General features: G+C 68.7%; 17 protein-coding genes. All 17 read left to right on the top strand.

The features are described from left to right. The first annotated feature begins 5 nt into the window (after positions 1–5). The 17 genes from BJY14_RS39345 (at position 6) to BJY14_RS39425 (ending at position 16722) form a co-directional block, all read left to right on the top strand. Positions 6–1616 carry an ABC transporter substrate-binding protein gene (locus BJY14_RS39345; protein WP_179848235.1) on the top strand — a complete coding sequence of 537 codons (1611 nt, stop codon included), beginning with the start codon at positions 6–8 and terminating at the stop codon, positions 1614–1616. Between the two features lie 67 nt (positions 1617–1683). Then, positions 1684–2706 carry an ABC transporter permease gene (locus tag BJY14_RS39350; RefSeq protein ID WP_179848236.1) on the top strand — a complete coding sequence of 341 codons (1023 nt, stop codon included), beginning with the start codon at positions 1684–1686 and terminating at the stop codon, positions 2704–2706. Between the two features lie 4 nt (positions 2707–2710). Continuing rightward, complete coding sequence (locus tag BJY14_RS47545; RefSeq protein WP_179848237.1) at positions 2711–3577, top strand: ABC transporter permease; 867 nt, start codon at positions 2711–2713, stop codon at positions 3575–3577. Continuing rightward, complete coding sequence (locus BJY14_RS39360; protein ID WP_179848238.1) at positions 3574–4374, top strand: ABC transporter ATP-binding protein; 801 nt, start codon at positions 3574–3576, stop codon at positions 4372–4374. Before BJY14_RS47545 ends, BJY14_RS39360 begins: the two co-directional genes overlap by 4 nt. 2 nt (positions 4375–4376) lie before the next feature. Beyond that, positions 4377–5288, top strand: a complete 912-nt coding sequence (locus BJY14_RS39365; RefSeq protein WP_179848239.1) for an ABC transporter ATP-binding protein — start codon at positions 4377–4379, stop codon at positions 5286–5288. A gap of 29 nt (positions 5289–5317) precedes the next feature. Beyond that, positions 5318–6496, top strand: a complete 1179-nt coding sequence (locus tag BJY14_RS39370; RefSeq protein WP_179848240.1) for a M20 metallopeptidase family protein — start codon at positions 5318–5320, stop codon at positions 6494–6496. Positions 6497–6510: 14 nt separating this feature from the next. Continuing rightward, positions 6511–7083, top strand: coding sequence for a TetR/AcrR family transcriptional regulator (locus BJY14_RS39375; protein ID WP_179848241.1), 573 nt, complete (start codon positions 6511–6513; stop codon positions 7081–7083). Positions 7084–7128: 45 nt separating this feature from the next. After that, positions 7129–7344, top strand: coding sequence for a MerR family DNA-binding transcriptional regulator (locus BJY14_RS46110; RefSeq protein WP_246396282.1), 216 nt, complete (start codon positions 7129–7131; stop codon positions 7342–7344). Between the two features lie 374 nt (positions 7345–7718). Further along, entirely contained in the window at positions 7719–8333 is a 615-nt protein-coding gene (locus BJY14_RS39385; protein ID WP_179848242.1) for an NADPH-dependent FMN reductase, read from the top strand. Beyond that, entirely contained in the window at positions 8326–9807 is a 1482-nt protein-coding gene (locus tag BJY14_RS39390) for an APC family permease (RefSeq protein WP_179848243.1), read from the top strand. The genes BJY14_RS39385 and BJY14_RS39390 overlap by 8 nt, the downstream gene beginning before the upstream one ends. An 81-nt stretch (positions 9808–9888) precedes the next feature. Next, a complete protein-coding gene (cnbZ, locus tag BJY14_RS39395) occupies positions 9889–10674 on the top strand; it encodes a 2-amino-5-chloromuconate deaminase CnbZ (protein WP_179848244.1) in 786 nt (261 codons plus the stop codon). Positions 10675–10739: 65 nt separating this feature from the next. Next, positions 10740–11588 (top strand): fumarylacetoacetate hydrolase family protein, encoded by an 849-nt coding sequence (locus tag BJY14_RS39400; RefSeq protein ID WP_179848245.1) that lies wholly within the window; start codon positions 10740–10742, stop codon positions 11586–11588. A gap of 44 nt (positions 11589–11632) precedes the next feature. Beyond that, positions 11633–12028 (top strand): RidA family protein, encoded by a 396-nt coding sequence (locus tag BJY14_RS39405; RefSeq protein WP_179848246.1) that lies wholly within the window; start codon positions 11633–11635, stop codon positions 12026–12028. Next, positions 12025–13449, top strand: a complete 1425-nt coding sequence (locus BJY14_RS39410) for an amidase (protein ID WP_179848247.1) — start codon at positions 12025–12027, stop codon at positions 13447–13449. The genes BJY14_RS39405 and BJY14_RS39410 overlap by 4 nt, the downstream gene beginning before the upstream one ends. Before the next feature lie 49 nt (positions 13450–13498). Beyond that, a complete protein-coding gene (locus BJY14_RS39415; protein ID WP_179848248.1) occupies positions 13499–13981 on the top strand; it encodes a cupin domain-containing protein in 483 nt (160 codons plus the stop codon). A gap of 43 nt (positions 13982–14024) precedes the next feature. Next, positions 14025–15215: a CaiB/BaiF CoA transferase family protein gene (locus BJY14_RS39420; RefSeq protein WP_179848249.1), complete on the top strand. Its 1191-nt coding sequence runs from the start codon at positions 14025–14027 to the stop codon at positions 15213–15215. Further along, a complete protein-coding gene (locus BJY14_RS39425; protein ID WP_312879653.1) occupies positions 15205–16722 on the top strand; it encodes a carboxyl transferase domain-containing protein in 1518 nt (505 codons plus the stop codon). Before BJY14_RS39420 ends, BJY14_RS39425 begins: the two co-directional genes overlap by 11 nt. Positions 16723–16730 lie beyond the last annotated feature (8 nt).

The following is a 16730-nucleotide window of genomic DNA, read 5'->3' on the forward strand; positions in this document are numbered from 1 at the left end:
CTGGCATGAGGCGCGGAACACGAAGGCTGGCCGCGACGGCGACCGCCCTGGCACTGTCCATCGGCATGGCGGGCTGCGGAGGCTCGCCGTCCAAGCAGAACACCGGCGAAGTCATCATCGCCTTCCCCTCGGACGTCGACACCATCGATCCTCACCAGTTCCGTTCGGTGGCGGCATACGGCGTCGTCGGAAACATCTACGGCACGCTCCTTCAGGAGGACTACGCCGCCCCGGCCGACGGGACGCACGAACCCACCGGCCGCAACACCCCCTACCTCGCCAAGTCCGCCACATGGAACGGCGACCGCACCGTCCTGACCTTCGAACTGCGCGCGGACGCCGTTTTCGCTGACGGCAGCCCCCTGAAGTCCGAGGACGTCGTCTACTCGCTGCAAAGGGCCCTCTCCGACGTCGGCTACGCCTCCGCAGTGGGCTCGTGGCTCAATGTCAAGGATCCGGAGAAGGACATCGTCGCCAAAAGCGACTCCGTGGTCGAACTGCACGTGACGCATTACTCGGCGCTCATCGAGCAGTTCCTGACCTTCCAGATCTTCCCGATCCTGGACAAGTCCGCGGGCAAGGCCGCGGCGACCAAGGATGACCCGTGGTCCGCGAAGTTCTTCGCCAAGCAGTCCACCGGCTCGGGCCCGTACACCGTCCAGTCCATGACGCAGGACGAGGGCGTCGTCCTGAAGAAGAACAAGCGCTTCACGGCGTCGGACCTGTCCGGCGCGGCCGACACGATCCAGATCAAGAGCATGCCGGACCCGCAGCAGGCCTACCTCGCCCTGCAGAAGGGCGCCGTCGACCTGGTGACCGGGCTGACGCCCGACATCGCCCAGGCGGTCTCGAAGGACGCCGGCCTCGAACTCTACGACCTCGCCTACAGCGACATCGTGTACATCGGCATGAACAACAAGGACCCCCTGCTCAAGGACGCGAGGGTCCGCCGGGCCATCTCGTACCTCATGCCCTACGACGCGCTCCGCAAGGACGTGATGAAGGGCTATGCCGGTGCCGCCTACGGGGCCGTCCCCCATCCCATGAAGGACGCGCTCGACGGCACGGGCCGGCGAGTGGCCTACGGAACCGATCCCGAAGCGGCCAGGAAGCTGCTGGCCGAGGCCGGTGTGAGCCCGGGCGAGCTGACCCTGAAGCTGTCGGTTCCGACGACGGAGGTGTCACTCCGCCAGTCCGCGGTCTTCATCCAGAGCGCGCTGGCGAAGTCCGGCATCAAGGTCGAACTCAACGAGATGAGCGAGGCCGACTTCAATTCCAACCTGGGGAAGATGCAGATGTACATCGACTCCTGGTACTCCTGGGGCCAGGACTCGGTCTACCAGATGTTCTTCCTGCTGAAATCCGGGCTGTTCACCAACTACACGAACTTCTCCAACAAGAAGGTCGACGAGCTCCTCGAGAAAGCAATGGCGACGACCGACGCCGCCGAGCGGCGCTCGCTCTCCCACCAGGCCCAGCAGATCATCATCGACGAGGCGCCATGGGCGTTCCTGTTCACCCGCAACACACTGATCGGCGCCCGGCGAGGGGTCTCCGGGATCACCCACTCCAACGACGCCAACCTGCGGTTCGACAAGTTGCGGGTCACGCAGTAGGCGAGGCCGCCCGGACGGCGGTCCGCCGGCCGGGTCGTCGCCTTCCAGGTGCTACAAGGAGCCCATCATGCTCAGGTCCCTCCGGACGCGTGCCGGGGTCGCGGTCATCAGCGTGGTCAGCGTGGCCGTGCTGGTCTTCTTCATCACCCAACTCCTCCCCGGCGATCCGGCGCGCATCGCCGCCGGCCAGTACGCGACCGAGGAGCAGGTGGCGGGGGTGCGCGCCCAGTACGGGCTCGACAAGCCCATCGCCGCGCAGTTCGCCGACTACATGTCCGCGCTGTTCCAGCTCGATCTGGGCACGTCGATCCGGACCGGCCGTCCGGTCCGGGGGGAACTGCTGGACCGGCTCCCCGCGACGCTGGAACTCGGGCTGCTCTCCCTGCTGATCGCGGTCGTCGTGGGCGTCGGACTCGGCGTCGCCGCTGCCGTCCACCGCCGCCGCCCGCTGGACACGCTCGTCCAGCTGTACGTCGTCTTCGCGTCCGCGACGGCGATCTTCTGGGTCGCGCTGGTCGCGATCGCCCTGTTCGTCAACGAGCTGGGCGTCTTCAACAGTCCGACCGGCCGGCTGCCCCGGGGATTTCCGGCGCCCGACCACGTCACCGGGTTCTCGGTCGTCGACGCGCTGCTGGCGGGCGACACGGCCACGGCCGGCGCCGCGCTGCGAACCCTGCTCCTGCCTGCGATCCTGCTCGGCGTCTTCGCCTCGCCGTCCATCATCAAGGTGGTCCGCTCGTCCACCATCCGGGCACTGGAGTCCGACTACGCGCGGACGTCGCGCTCCTTCGGCTACCCACGGTCCTCGATCCTCCTCCGGGACGGGTTGCGCAACTCGCTCCTGCCGGTGATCACCAATATCGGGCTGGTCGCCGGCTTCGTCCTGGCGGGCGGGAACGTGCTGATCGAGCAGCTGTTCGCCTGGCCGGGGATCGGTGGCTACGCCTACCGGTCCCTCCAGGAGAACGACCTGTTCGCGCTGCGCGGATACGTGATCTTCATCGGGGTGGCCTACGTCCTCATCAACACGGTCCTGGAGTTCGTCTACCGCCGGGTCGACCCCCGGGTCGAGATCACGGAAGGGAGGTGACCCCGTGGCGGCGACCGGCACCGGGACCCCGACCGACGGCGCGGTGACCCTGCGGGGCAACGCGGCGGGACGGATGAGGCTCGGCGACCCCGTGGCCTACGCGGCATTCGCCGTCCTCGGTCTCATCATCGCGGCAGCCGTCCTGGTGCCGCCCATTTTCGGCACCGGCGACGTCGCCCAGGACAGCGCGGGGCTCCTGCCGCCCTCCGTCGAGCATCCGTTCGGCACCGACCGCTACGGGCGCGACGTGTTCCTGCGCTGCGTCGCCGCCGCCCGCATCGACATCGTCCTCGGGCTGTCCGTCGCCCTGCTCGTCCTGATGATCGGTTCGGTTGTCGGCGCGCTCAGCGCGACGTTCGGACGGACGGTCGACGGGGTGGTGATGCGCGTCACCGACGTGCTGCTGGCGTTCCCCGGCGTGGTGCTCGCGCTGATCATCACCGCCTCGCTGGACAAGAACGCCTGGTTCGCCGCCACCGCGGTCGTGGTGGCCTTCGTCCCGCTGCTGGTCCGGCTCACGCGCGCCAAGGCCCTGGAGGTCCGGTCGGCGGACTACATCGCCGCCGCCCGGCTGACGGGGGCGTCCACGGCGCGCATCGCCGTCGCGCACGTCCTGCCCAATTCCTTCAAGTACCCGTTCGTGCAGTCCACACTCGTCGCGTCCTGGGCCATCCTCGACTTCGCCGCCCTGTCGTTCCTCGGCGTCGGCGTGCGGCCGCCGACGGCCGAGTGGGGCGCCATGATCGCCGAGGGGGTGGGGGACAACCTGGGCGGCTCCTGGTGGCCGTCGTTCTTCCCCGGCCTGATGATCCTGCTCTCCGCCGCCTCGTTCCAGATCATCGGCGACTGGCTGGACAGGAGGCTGCGATGACGCTGCTGACGGTGGAGGGGTTGTCGATCGAGGCCGCGGACGGCCGCGAACTCGTGCGCGGCGTCGCCCTGGACGTGGAACCGGGGGAGATCGTCGGCATCGTCGGGGAGTCCGGCTCCGGCAAGACGATGACCGCGCTCTCCCTGCTCGGACTGCTGCCCGACGGTGTCCGAGCCGTGCGCGGCAGCGCCGAACTCGGCGGCGAGCCGTTCCTACGGGACGGCCGCATGCTGGGCCGGCCCAACGCCACGATGATCTTCCAGAACCCGACCGCAGCGCTCAACCCCACGATGCGGATCGGCGCCCAACTGGCACGGTTGCTGGCGTTCCTGGACGCGCGGCGAGACGGCGGGCGCGAGGGACGGAGGAGCCGGTCCGCCCGCCGCGACCGCGCCGAGGCGCTGCTGGACTCGGTCGGTATCCGGGATCCGCGCGCGGTCATGGGCCGGTACCCGCACCAGTTGTCGGGCGGCATGAACCAGCGGGTGATGATCGCCATGGCGGTCACCGCCGGACCACGGCTCCTGATCGCCGACGAGCCGACGACCGGCCTGGACGTGACCGTGCAGGCGCAGATCCTCGAACTGATCCGCACCACGGTCGCCGACCGGGGGATCGGAGTGCTGCTGGTGTCCCACGACATGGGGGTCATCGCCCAGATGTGCCGGCGCATCGCCGTGATGTACGCCGGCCAGATCCGCGAGTTCGCCGGCGTGGACGACGTCTTCCACGACCCCGAGGACTCCTACACCAAGGAACTGCTGGCCTCGACGGCGCAGTGGTCCCGGGAGGAGTGAATATGGACCTGGTCCTCGACGACATCAGGGTCGACTACCGCCGGCGCGGCACGACCACGCACGCCGTCCGCGGCGTCAGCGTCCGCGTCCGCCGGGGCGAGACGCTGGCGATCGTCGGCGAGTCCGGCAGCGGCAAGACGACGATCGCCAAGGTCGCGGCCGGGCTGCAGAAGGCGACGTCCGGCACCGTTGCGTGGCGCGGCGACCCGGAGGCCGACGGCTCCGCCGACAGCCGGCCGCCTGTGCGGCGCGTGCAGATGGTCTTCCAGCATCCGATGCAGTCGCTGGACCCGCTGTGGAAGGTCCGGCGCTCCGTTGCGGAGCCGCTGCGCCGTTCCGGCTTGCCGGAAGCCGAGGTCCGGGCCCGCGTCTCCGGGCTGATCGAGCAGGTGGGGCTCGACCCGTCCGTCCTCGACGGCTATCCGCGCGAACTGTCGGGCGGTCAGGCGCAGCGGGTCGCGATCGCGCGGGCGCTGGTCTGCGACCCCGACATCGTCATCCTGGACGAGCCGACCGCGAGCCTGGACCAGACCGTCCGGTCCCGGATCCTTGCGCGGCTGGCGCAACTGCAGGCGGAGACCGGCGTCGGCTACCTGATGATCACCCATGACATCTCCAGCGTGCGGCGGCTCGCGACGCGCATCGCGGTGATGTACGGGGGGCTGGTCGTGGAGTCCGGCCCCGCCCGGGAGGTCCTCGCGGACGCCCAGCACCCCTACACCCGCGCGTTGATCGACGCCGTCCCGGTTGCCGACCCGCGGGTGACGTGGAAGGCGGTCGCGCCGCTGCGGCGCGGCCCCGGCGGGACGTTCCCCGACGCCGCCTGCCCGGTCCCGGGCTCGCCCTGCTCCCGGCACGGAAGCGGACTGCACCAGATCGGCCCCGAGCGCCTCGTCGCATGCACCGTGCGATGACGAACCCAGTGAGGAGCGGCAGTCAACCAGTGATCGACCTCATCGCACTCCGCCGTCGGCTGCACCAGCGGCCCGAGCTCGCCCTGCACCTCCCGGAGACCCGGCGGCTGGTCCTGGAGTCCCTCGCCCCCCTCGGCCTGCGTGTGGTGACGAGCGAGAAGTGCTCCTCCTTGGCGGTCGTCGTCTCGGGAGCCGCCGAGGGGCCGACCGTGCTCCTGCGCGCCGACATGGACGGCCTGCCCGTCGCGGAGAGAGCGGATCTCGGCTACGCCTCGTCGAACGGGAACATGCACGCCTGCGGCCACGACCTGCACATGGCGGCCCTGGCGGGGGCCGTCCACGAGCTGTACCGGCGCCGCGACGAGTTCGCGGGCGACGTGCTGGCGGTCTTCCAGCCCGGCGAGGAGGGAGCCGGCGGTGCCGCACTCATGATCGCCGAGGGCGTCCTCCGGACCACCGGGCGGCTGCCCGTCGCCTCCTACGGCGTGCATGTGTTGTCATTCGCCGAGTCGGGTATCTTCTACTGCCGTGAGGGCGCTGTGATGGGGGCGACCATCATCTTCGATCTTGAGATCGTGGGTCGCGGTGGTCATGCCGCGCGACCGCACACCGCTCTCGACCCCATCTCGATTTCGGCCCTGGTCGTCCAGGCCGTCCAGACCTATGTGGCGCAGAACAGCTCGCCTGCCGATCCTGTCGTCGTCACGGTCGGATCGATGGTCGCGGGAACGGCGGCCAACGTGATCCCGAGCAGCGCTCTGCTGAAGGTGAGCCTGCGGGCGGCGAGCACGGAGAGGGCGCAGACCGCCTACGAGAAGATCATCGAGATCGGATCGGCCATCTGCTGCGCCTACGGCCTGCGCATGGACAGCGAGATCCAGGTCCGGGTGGGGCCGACCGTCAGCGACCGGGCCGGCGCCGAGCTGGTCCGCCGGACCGCCACCGAACTCTACGGCGCCGCATCCTACGAGGACCTCGTCGTCCCGGAGATGATCTCCGAGGACTTCTCTCTCTTCCTCTCCGAGACCGGGGGAGCGTTCGCACTGGTGGGAGCGGCCGTCGGCGACGCCTCGCAGCCGCTGGCGGCCAACCACTCCCCAGAGGCGCTGTTCGACGACGCCGTGGTGGACAAGATCGCGTCCTTCCTCGCCGAGCTGGCCATCAGGCGACTGCAGAACGTTTCGGCAACGAACGGGGTGACAGGCTGAAGACGCCGTCCGGAGTGAACAAGAAGCCCGCCAGGAAGGCGGACGAGCTGCTCGGCAGGATCATCGAGATCGTGCGGAGGACGGGGCTGGGTGGATTCTCCCTGGACAGCCTGGCCCCCGAGCTCGGCACCAGCAGCCGCATGCTCGTCTACCACTTCGGCAGCAAGGACGAACTGCTGGGCCGCATCGTCTACGAACTGCGCAACGACATCGTCGACGCGTTCGAGCGCCGCCCAACCGGGACGATCATCGAGGACATCGACCTGTGGTGGAACCACTACCGGCAGAACCTCGTCGACATGCAGTTCTTCTTCCACCTGGCGACCCGTAGCTTCGAGGAACCCGACAAGTTCACCGACTTCTCCAGCACCGCCGTCGACCTCTGGGTGTCCTACTTCTACCGGAGCCTGCAGGGCGTGCTGGAAACCGACGAGGAGGCGCACGCGCTCGCCCGGCTGGTACTCGCCACCGTCAGGGGCCTGATGGCCGACCTCCTGATCACCGGAGACGTCGCGCGGGTCGAAGGATCGCTGGAGGAGTTCAAGTCGCTGGTCCGCGAACGCTGCGGATACTCGGCCGAGGCCTGAACGGAGACAGCCGGACGCGCGCCCTGTGATGGCTGTCCGCGGTCGATGCGCCCATGCCGCTCATCGAGAAGCGTGCACCCTCACCTACGAGGTCCCCTTCCCCGAGCGCTTGGAGCGGCACCGGCAAAGGTGGCCGAGCAGACCGGGCTCAGCGTGCACGCTCTCCGCTTCTACGCGCGCGAGGGGCTGATGGTCGGACCAGTCCAGCGCACCATCGGCGGTCGGCGACGGTACACCTTTCGAATGTCGACTGGCTTCTGAGCTGAGTCAAGCTACGGGAATCCCAGATGCCGTTGGCTGATCTCGAGCGGTTCGGCGAGCTCGTGCGGCGCGGTCCGGGCATGGAACGTCCGCCCCGACGACCTGGACAACGTCATCAACTTCTTGGCCGCAACAACTAGGTGTACGACCGGAAACGCCCGCATTCTGCCTGCCCCGTCAGGGGTCGGAGGCGGCCGCCGCTACCGCCGTAAGGCATCTACTGGCGAAAGATAAGGCACCTTCCGTACGACAGGCACGGCCCTCGGCGCGCATCTTCATTGTGCGGCCCCGGCCCGTCGGCGCGGACGTCAGGCGCGGTCGGGGCTTCAAGACATTGGACGGTCAGAGCGACCTGACTCGCAGGGAGCCCAGCAATGATCAAGATCGCGATGTTGTCAGGAAGCCTTCGGAGGGGCTCTGCCAACAGTGCCGCGATCCGCACGGCGGCCCGCTTCGCTTCCGAAAGCCTGGGAGCAGCGGTTGAGGTGGAGACCGGCCGCCTCGGCGAGATCCCTCACTACAGCGAAGACGCCGAGGAGTGCGGTTGGCCGGAGCCGGTCCGTGCCCAGCGGGCCCGGCTGGCCAGCGCCGACGCGCTCCTGATCTCGACGCCTGAGTACAACGGAAGCGTGCCAGGGGTGTTGAAGAACGCGCTGGACTGGCTGTCCAGACCCGATGGACAGGGCGTGCTCGTAGGCAAACCCGTGGCGACCATGAGTGCGTCACCCTCCGGTTTCGGGGCCTCTTGGGCGCAGGAGCATCTCCGGTTCGTCCTGACCCAGTGCGGTGCGGCGCTCATCAATGACGACCCCGTCGTCCTGCCCAACGCGTTCGACGCGCTCAACGGGGCGGGGGAACTCGTCGAGCCCGCCGCCCTCGACGCGGTCGAGGCCCTCACCGCGATGACAGTCGCCCACTGCGCCGCGATCGTCCGAGCTTTGCCCCACGAAGACGGCCCGAGGAGAAGGTATGCCGAGTCATATGAGTGAGGGCAACGACGCCGTGATCTCCGACGAGGGGCATCACGAGGCCGCCGGGCTCGCCACGCGAGCCCTCGGGGCATGGCAGATCGTTGCCCTGGCGCTCGCGTCGCAGACGCCGGCGGTCGCCCTGGTGACGGTGCCGTTCCTGCTGGTCGTGACGGCCGGGAACGGGAGTTGGCTCGGCGCCCTGATGGCCGCGGTCGCGACCGGCTGCGTGGGGATCGCGGTCATCACTTTCGCAAGGCGGTACGTCGTCACCGGCTCGCTCTACTCCTACGTGTCCTACGTCTTCGGTCCCTGGGCACGGCTGCTGGTGGGGGCCAGCCTCCTGCTCGGCTACGTCGCCCTCATCGCGGGGGTTCTCCTGCTCACCGGCATCTTCGCCGCGAGTTTCGTGGCGGCGATCGGCATGCACCTGGCGTTGGGAGACGGCGGCATCACGCTCTTCGCGGTCCTGGCGATGGTGGTGTCGGCGGCGCTCGCCTATCGCGGTCTGGACGCGAGCGTGCGGACGGCGGTCGTTCTGACGGTGGCCACGCTCCCCGTCGTGCTGCTGATCACGGTCGCCACCGCCCTGCACACCGGGCTGGCCCTGGGGGACCAGTTCTCGCTCCACGGCGCCACGGCGGGCGGAGTCTTCCAGGGCGCCGCCGCGGGCGGTGTCTTCCTCGTAGCGTTCGAGAGTTCGGCCGCCTTGGCGGTCGAGACGCGCCATCCGAAGCGGAGTGTCCCGCTCGCCGTCATGTGCATCCCCATCGTGCTCGGCTCCGCCTACATGCTCGCCGCGGTCATGCAGGTTCCCGGTCTGACGGCCGCCTCGGACGCGCTTAACGGAGGCGGGTCGCCTGCCGCCGTGCTGGCAGAACAGGCCGGTCTCGGCACCGGGCTCGCGACGGCGACCGACCTGGTCCTGGCCGTCGCCAACATCGCCTCGCTGATCGCCTTCGTGAACTACGGCTCACGTTTCGTCGCTACGCTCGCCACGGACGGCCTGCTGCCGTCGGCGATGGCGAAGGTCCACCCCCGCCACCGGAGTCCGCACGTCGCGATCATCGGGCTCTCGGCGCTCGCGTCGGTGCTGCTGCTGGTGCTCGTCGGGCTGTTCCCCGACGATCTGCTGACCCACGTCTTTCCCGCGATCTCCACCCTGACCGTCTACATGTGGATCATTCCCTGGGCCCTCGTCTGCATCGGATGCGTCGTGCTGGTGGTGCGGGAGCGGCGCGCCCGCCCGGCGCTCATCACCGCGGTGGTGGTCGGCGCCGCGGGAATGCTCTGGATCTATGTCAACGGGCTGGTGAACGCGCCGGCTCCGCCTGTGGACGCCATGTCCTACGTCTGCCTCATCGCGGCGGGCGCGGTGTTCAGCGTGTTCTTCGTGCTCGATAAGCGCCGCCGTAGGCGGAGTACCGAAGGAGAGCAGGCCGACTCGTCGATTGCCGGAACGGCGGGCGCCCGAGCGCACTCTGACGGCGTGTGAAACCAGGACGGGTGCGGGGGCCGGCTCCGACCGATGACCCGGGCCCGGGCAGCCGACGCAACGTGAAGAACGGAGATGACCATGCCCAGCAGCGTGGAATCCAGAACGGAACTGAGCACGGCCGAGGTGACGGAGTTCGCCGAGGGCGGCTACCGGTATCTCCCGGCGGTCTTTCAGTACTCGGGCGGTGTGGCCGCATCGCCGGGATTCGCGATCGAGCGCGTCCGCTTTCGGCGGCCCCTTCCCCTCGCGCAGGGACTCACGGTGGTCGAGACCTATCTGGAGGGGATCGGCCGCCCCACGACGGCGTTCTGCGCGTGCCAACTCCGGTCGCCGTCCCAGTTCAGTGACCAGCAGTTCGCCGACTTCAACCGGAACTACGTCCGAACCCTGGAGCGCTGGGGGGTCTACCGCGACGGGGCCAACCCGGTCGCCCGCACGAACGTCTGCCCCACGGCGGAGAGGCCCGCGACGCCTGTGCTGCATTCGTTCTCCTACACGGTGCCGACGGAGGGCGAGAGCCGGACATTCGTGATCGCGGGTGGTGCCGAGGCTCCGGAAAGAGGCGAAGACTACCGGGACGCCATCGTCCGGCTGGGGGACACCTCCCTCGACGGGATGCGCGAAAAGATGCGCTACGTCAGGGAGGAGCAGGAGCGGCGCCTCGAAGCGCTCGGTTTCTCGTGGCGGGACGCGCGCGTCGTACAGGCATATTCACGCCACGACTTCGGCCCGCTGGTGTACAGCGAACTGCTCGGTCGCGGAGTGGGCGTGCACGGTCTGACCTTGTACTCGGCCAGCCCTCCCGTCGCGGACTGCGAATACGAAATGGACGCGAGCACGGTTCTGCGCGAAGTGCTGCTGTAGCCGGCGTCCCCGGCGAACACCGAATCCACCCGCGATCGATGCGGCAGAGAGCAAGGAACTGTGTTATGCGGCTCGCCACGTTCATCAATCCGTCCGGCCGGGAATGCTACGGCGTCGTCACCCCGGCCGGGATCATCGACCTCAAAAGACGGTTGGGCGGGGGGTATCCCGACCTCAGGTCGCTGATCGCGAAGAACGGCCTCGACCAGGTGCGGCGGCACCTCGCCGACCTGCCCGACCACTCTGAATCGGAAGTGACCTGGCTTCCGGTGATCCCGAATCCAGACAAGATCATATGCATCGGGCTCAACTACGAGGACCACCGCATCGAGGCCGGTCTGGAGAGCACGGAGCACCCCGCGCTGTTCTTGCGCACCGCGGCGTCCCAGACGGGGCACAGAGCGCCGATCGTGCGTCCGCGGGAGTCCGGCACCCTCGACTACGAGGCCGAGATCGCGGTGATCATCGGGAGGCCGGGGCGCCGGATCCCGCAGGCGACGGCCTGGAACCACATCGCCGGATACAGCTGCTACAACGACGGTTCGATACGCGAGTGGCAGAGGCATACGCGGCAGTACACGGCGGGCAAGAACTTCTCACAGACCGGCGGCTTCGGTCCGTGGATGACGACATCGGACGAGATACCGCCGGGGACGGTCCTGGGCCTCTCGTGCCGGCTCAACGGCGAGGTCGTGCAGCAGTCCAGCACCGATCAAATGATCTTCTCGATCCCCCGGCTCATCGAATACGTCTCGACCATGACCCCCCTGGCGCCCGGCGATGTGATCGTCACGGGCACGCCGGCCGGGGTGGGGGCGCGGCGGACCCCGCCGATCTGGATGAAGCCCGGCGACAAGGTCGAGGTCGAGGTCGAGAGGGTCGGCGTCCTGGAGAACGTGATCGTCGATGACTGACGGCCTGCCCTCCCGGTCGCCAGTCCACATCAAGGGGAGTTGAAATGACACGCCAGCAGGTGCACACCGACGATCTGAGCCGTCCGAGCGGCCACTTCTCTCAGGCCATCGTGAGGGAGGCGCGGGGGAGGCTCGTCTTCGTCTCGGGCATGACGGCACGCGGAGCGGACGGGGCGGTCGTCGCCCCCGGCGACATCGAGGCGCAGACGCGGCAGGTCTGCGACAACCTGGTCCGGGCCATGGAGGCGGCGGGCGGGAGCCTGGACGACATCGTCCGGGTCGACGTCTACGTGCGGAACATGGAGCACTTCGAGCAGATTCACAAGGTGCGCCGCGAGTACTTCGGCAGCCCTCCGCCGGCGTCCACCCTCGTGGAGGTCACCAAGATGGTGTCGCCGGAGATGCTCATCGAGATCAACGCGATCGCCGTCCTGGAATGAACGAGACCGAAGTGACGTGCTCCGCGCCGGCCGGTCTCGATCCGAGCTTCATCGCGATCTCGGAACTCGGGACGCTCCTGGCGGAGCGCCGTGTCTCGCCGACGGAACTCTGCCGGTCGCTTCTTCGGCGATGCGAGCGCGTTGAACCCCGGCTCAACGCCTTCATCTCGCTGCCGGCCGACCGGATCATGGCCGATGCCCTCGCCGCGGAGCGGGAACTGGCCGACGGACGAAACCGCGGGCCACTGCACGGCATCCCCGTCGCGGTGAAGGACTCGCTGTGGACGCGAGGCGAACGGACGACCTCGGGTGCGCTGGCCCTGGAGGACTTCGTCCCCGACCACGACGCGACCGCCGTGGCCCGCCTCAGAGCCGCGGGCGCGATCATCTTCGGTAAGACGAACCTGCCGGAACTCGGCTACGGCCCCGTGGACGAATACCACTTCGGCCCGACCCGCAATCCGTGGGATCCGCAAAGGTTCTCGGGCGGTTCCAGCATGGGCTCCGGGGCCGCCGTGGCGGCGGGCATGGTACCCGGCGCGCTTGGCACGGACACGACCGGCTCGATCCGCAACCCTGCGGCCTGGTCCGGCGTCGTCGGGCTCAAGCCGACGTACGGCCTGGTGCCCCTGCGCGGAGTGACGCCGCTGGCGGCCTCGCTCGACCACATCGGCCCGATCGCCCGCTCCGCCGAGGACTGCGCTCTGCTCCTTGACGTGATCGCGGGCCACGACCCGCAGGATCCCACGTCCGCGATCAGAGGGCGCGTCCCCGACTATGCGAGCGCGCTGGACGGGTCGGTGCGCAACCTCCGGATCGGCGTTCTTCGTGACCTCTGGGCGCCGCTGCCCCCTGACATGGCGCGAGCCATGGATCGCGGCCTGCTGGTTGTGACGACGCTCTGCGAACGCATCGGCGACGTCGCCGTGGCCACGTGGGACTCGGCGGCCGAGGCCGGTCCCGTGCTGGTGTGCTGCGAGGCCGCGGCCCACCACAGGGCACTGCTCGAAGAACACGGCGCGGAACTTCTCCCTCAGGTACGGGAACGGCTGCTGGTCGGCCTGGACACCCCGGCGACCGATTACGTCGAGGCCCAGTGGACCGCGGGAGAAGTCCGACGCGAACTCAACATGCTGTTCGAGGAAATCGACGTCCTGGTGTTGCCGTCCCGTGAGAGCACCGCTCCGCGCATGGACCCTACTGGCCATCGCCTGGACTCCGACAAGGGGCCCAGGTATTCGGCACCCGCCGACATCGCCGGATTGCCTGCCATCACAATCCCATGCGGATTCGATGACAATGGCCTTCCCATCGGACTTCAGTTGATCGGGCGTGCCTGGGGTGAACGGTCCCTGTTGGCACTGGCCTATCAATTTCAGCGAGAAACTGATTGGCATCGCAAGCATCCAGGGCTTCACTGATAAAGAAATTCATTAACCAACAACACCCATCACGCAAGGGAGTGAATTCATGTCGCAGGAGCAGATGGCAAAGCCGATCGTGGTACTTCGGGAGGACGGGGTGCGTTACAAGCAGGGACCGTCCTTGTTCAAAGCGACCGGTGCGCAGACCGGCGGGCGGTTCGACTTCTTCGAAATGGAGATCGAATACCTGACCGGGCCAGGGCTCCACTGGCACGCGAACCAGGAGGACACCTTCTACGTCCTCGAAGGCGTGCTGACCGTCCAGACCGGCGAAACGCTTCACGAACTCGGCCCCGGAGACTTCATCAGCATCCCGCCGGGAGTGCCGCACACCTTCGACAACACGCGCAAGGACCAGCGCGCCGTCAAAGTGATCAACCTGATGACGCCCGGTGGGTACGACGGGCTCTTCGCCGAGAACGAGCATCTCCCGAAGGATGCCGATCCCGCCGAGGTCGACCGCATCAACGCCAAGTACGAAGTCACCTACGTCGGCCCGAGTCTGGGGGAGAGCCTCGGCCTGACCTGACCAGCGAATCGTCGGCCTCTGATCGGAGACTGTTGTGAGTGGAATGCTTTCCGGCATCACCGTGATCGACGTGAGCCGCGCCCTCGCCGGCCCGCACGCCGCGATGATGCTGGCGGATCTGGGCGCCCGGGTGATCAAGGTCGAGTCGCCGGAGGGTGACGACAGCAGAGGCTGGGGACCGCCGTTCATCCTTGATGCTGACCAACGTGAATCGACCTACTTCCTGTCGTGCAACCGCAACAAGGAATCCGTAACCGCCGACCTCAAAACCGCAGAGGGCCGACTGCTCCTGGAGCGCCTGGTGAGGCGCGCGGACGTCCTGTGCGAGAACTTTCGGCCGGGTGTGCTCGGCAGACTGGGGTTCTCGGCCGAGCGTCTCCGGGAGCTGAACCCGGGTCTCATCACTCTGTCGATCACCGGGTTCGGCCACGACGGACCGGAAGGGGGGCGTGCGGGTTACGACCAGATCGCGCAGGGCGAAGCGGGGCTCATGAGCGTGACCGGCCCTGAAGCCGCCGTGCCGACGAAGGCCGGTGTCCCCATCGCCGACGTTCTCGCCGGCATGTACGGTGCCTTCGGCGTCCTCGCGGCGCTGCACGAACGCGCAGCTACCGGCCGGGGGCGGGTCGTGCGCACCAGCCTGCTCGCGGCGATCGTCGGGGTCTTCGCCTTCCAGGGAACCCGCCACACGGTGGCGGGGGAGGTGCCGACCGCCACAGGCAACCACCATCCGGCGATCGCCCCGTATGGGTTGTTCGAGACCGCGGACGAACCGATCCAGGTGGCCGTCGGCAGCGAGCCCCTGTGGCGGCGGTTCGCTCCGATCGTTGGCCTTGACCCGGCTCACCCCCGCTTCGCAGCCAATCCAGACCGGGTGGCCAATCGTCAGGAGCTCCAAGCGGAGATCGAGCGCGCGTTCTCCTCCGCGTCCGCGGAGCGTTGGCTGGCATTGCTGGACGGCGCCGGAGTCCCTGCCGGCCGGGTCCGCAATCTCAAGGAGGTGTTCGCCTGGGAGCAGACCCTCTCCCAGGGACTGCTCATCGACGTCCACCATCCGTCGGCAGGGCTTCTCCGGTTGCCGGGACCACCGCTGCGGTTCGACGACCAGGCATACGCCGGTGCGCGTGAACACCACCTGCCTCCACCGCGACTCGGCCAGCACAACGACAGCGTGCGCGCATGGCTGGATGGCCTGGAACAAGCCACCAGGCAGGAGGACCTTCGTGGCCGTTGACGCGGAGCCGCCCGGCGTGAGGCGGCTGATCGCTCTCATAGTGGACGAGGGGTCGTTCCAGACCTGGGATGCCCCGGTGCGCGCACTGCACCACCTCCCGGAGTCCTACGCCGCCCAGCTCGCCGCCGCCCAGAGGCGCACGGGCATGGACGAGTCGGTGATCACCGGCGCCGGACGGGTGCGTGGCCACCGGGTCGCCCTCCTCGCCTGCGAATTCTCCTTCCTGGCCGGATCCATTGGCGTGTCGTCGGCCGAACGCCTTGTGGCCGCGATCGAACGGGCCACCGCCGAGCGGCTGCCACTGGTGGCCGCACCGGTCTCGGGCGGGACGCGCATGCAGGAGGGCACGCCGGCCTTCGTGCAAATGGTGAAGATCGCGGCCGCGGTCGCCGAGCACAAGGCCGCCGGGCTGCCCTACCTGGTCTATCTGCGCCACCCGACCACCGGCGGTGTCTTCGCGTCCTGGGGGTCGCAGGGCCATGTCACCCTTGCCGAGCCGGGGGCACTTCTGGGCTTTTTGGGCCCACGCGTATACGAGGGCCTGCGCGGCCGGCCGTTCCCTGCCGGCGTTCAGGTGGCGGAGAACCTGTTCGACCACGGTCTTGTGGACGCCGTGGTCGAACCGGCGGAGCTGGCCGATGTCCTGGGACGCGCCTTGACGGTGCTCTGCGGTGATCGCGACCACCCGGACCCCCCAGAACCCGTTGAGGAGACCGTCCGATCTCATGACGCGACAGTCTGGGACTCCGTCGTGAGGTCGCGCAGGCCCGCGCGTCCCGGCGTCCTGGATCTGCTGCAACACGCGACCGGCGAGCTGCTGCCGCTCAACGGCACGGGCCGTGGCGAGGCCGATCCCGGGATGCTTCTGGCGCTCGCCCGATTCGGGCGGACGCCCTGCGTTCTGGTGGGACAGGACCGACACCGGCAGCTCGAGCGTTCTCTGGGGCCGGGAGCGCTGCGAACCGCGCGCCGAGGGCTGAGGTTGGCCGACGAACTCGATCTGCCCCTTGTGGCGGTCATTGACACCCCGGGAGCGGACCTGTCGGCGAAGGCGGAGGAGGGAGGGCTCGCCCAGGAGATCGCTGGTTGCCTCACGGACATGGTCACCCTGCGCTCCCCATCGCTGGCCCTGCTGCTGGGACAGGGCGCGGGCGGCGCCGCGCTCGCGCTCCTGGCGGCCGATCGCATCGTCGCGGCCCAGCACGCCTGGCTGGCGCCGCTGCCGCCGGAGGGAGCAAGCGTCCTCGTGCACCGAACATCCCGGCGCGGACCGGAGATGGCACGATCCCAGAGCATCGGCGCCGGCGCCCTTCTCATGCACGGGATCGTCGACCGCGTCGTGCCCGAACTGCCGGACGCGACCGACGAGCCCGAGGAGTTCTGCCGGCGGACCGGAGCCGCGATCCGCGAAGAGTTGGCCTTGCTCCTCGCGAAGACTCGATCGGAGCGCCTCCGGGAACGCCGCACCAGGTACCGGACCCTTGGCGTCGCCGGCACCCCTGTGTAGGTGTCCGG

Origin of the sequence: Actinomadura luteofluorescens, from assembly GCF_013409365.1 — a bacterium.
In the GTDB taxonomy this organism is placed as follows: domain Bacteria; phylum Actinomycetota; class Actinomycetes; order Streptosporangiales; family Streptosporangiaceae; genus Spirillospora; species Spirillospora luteofluorescens.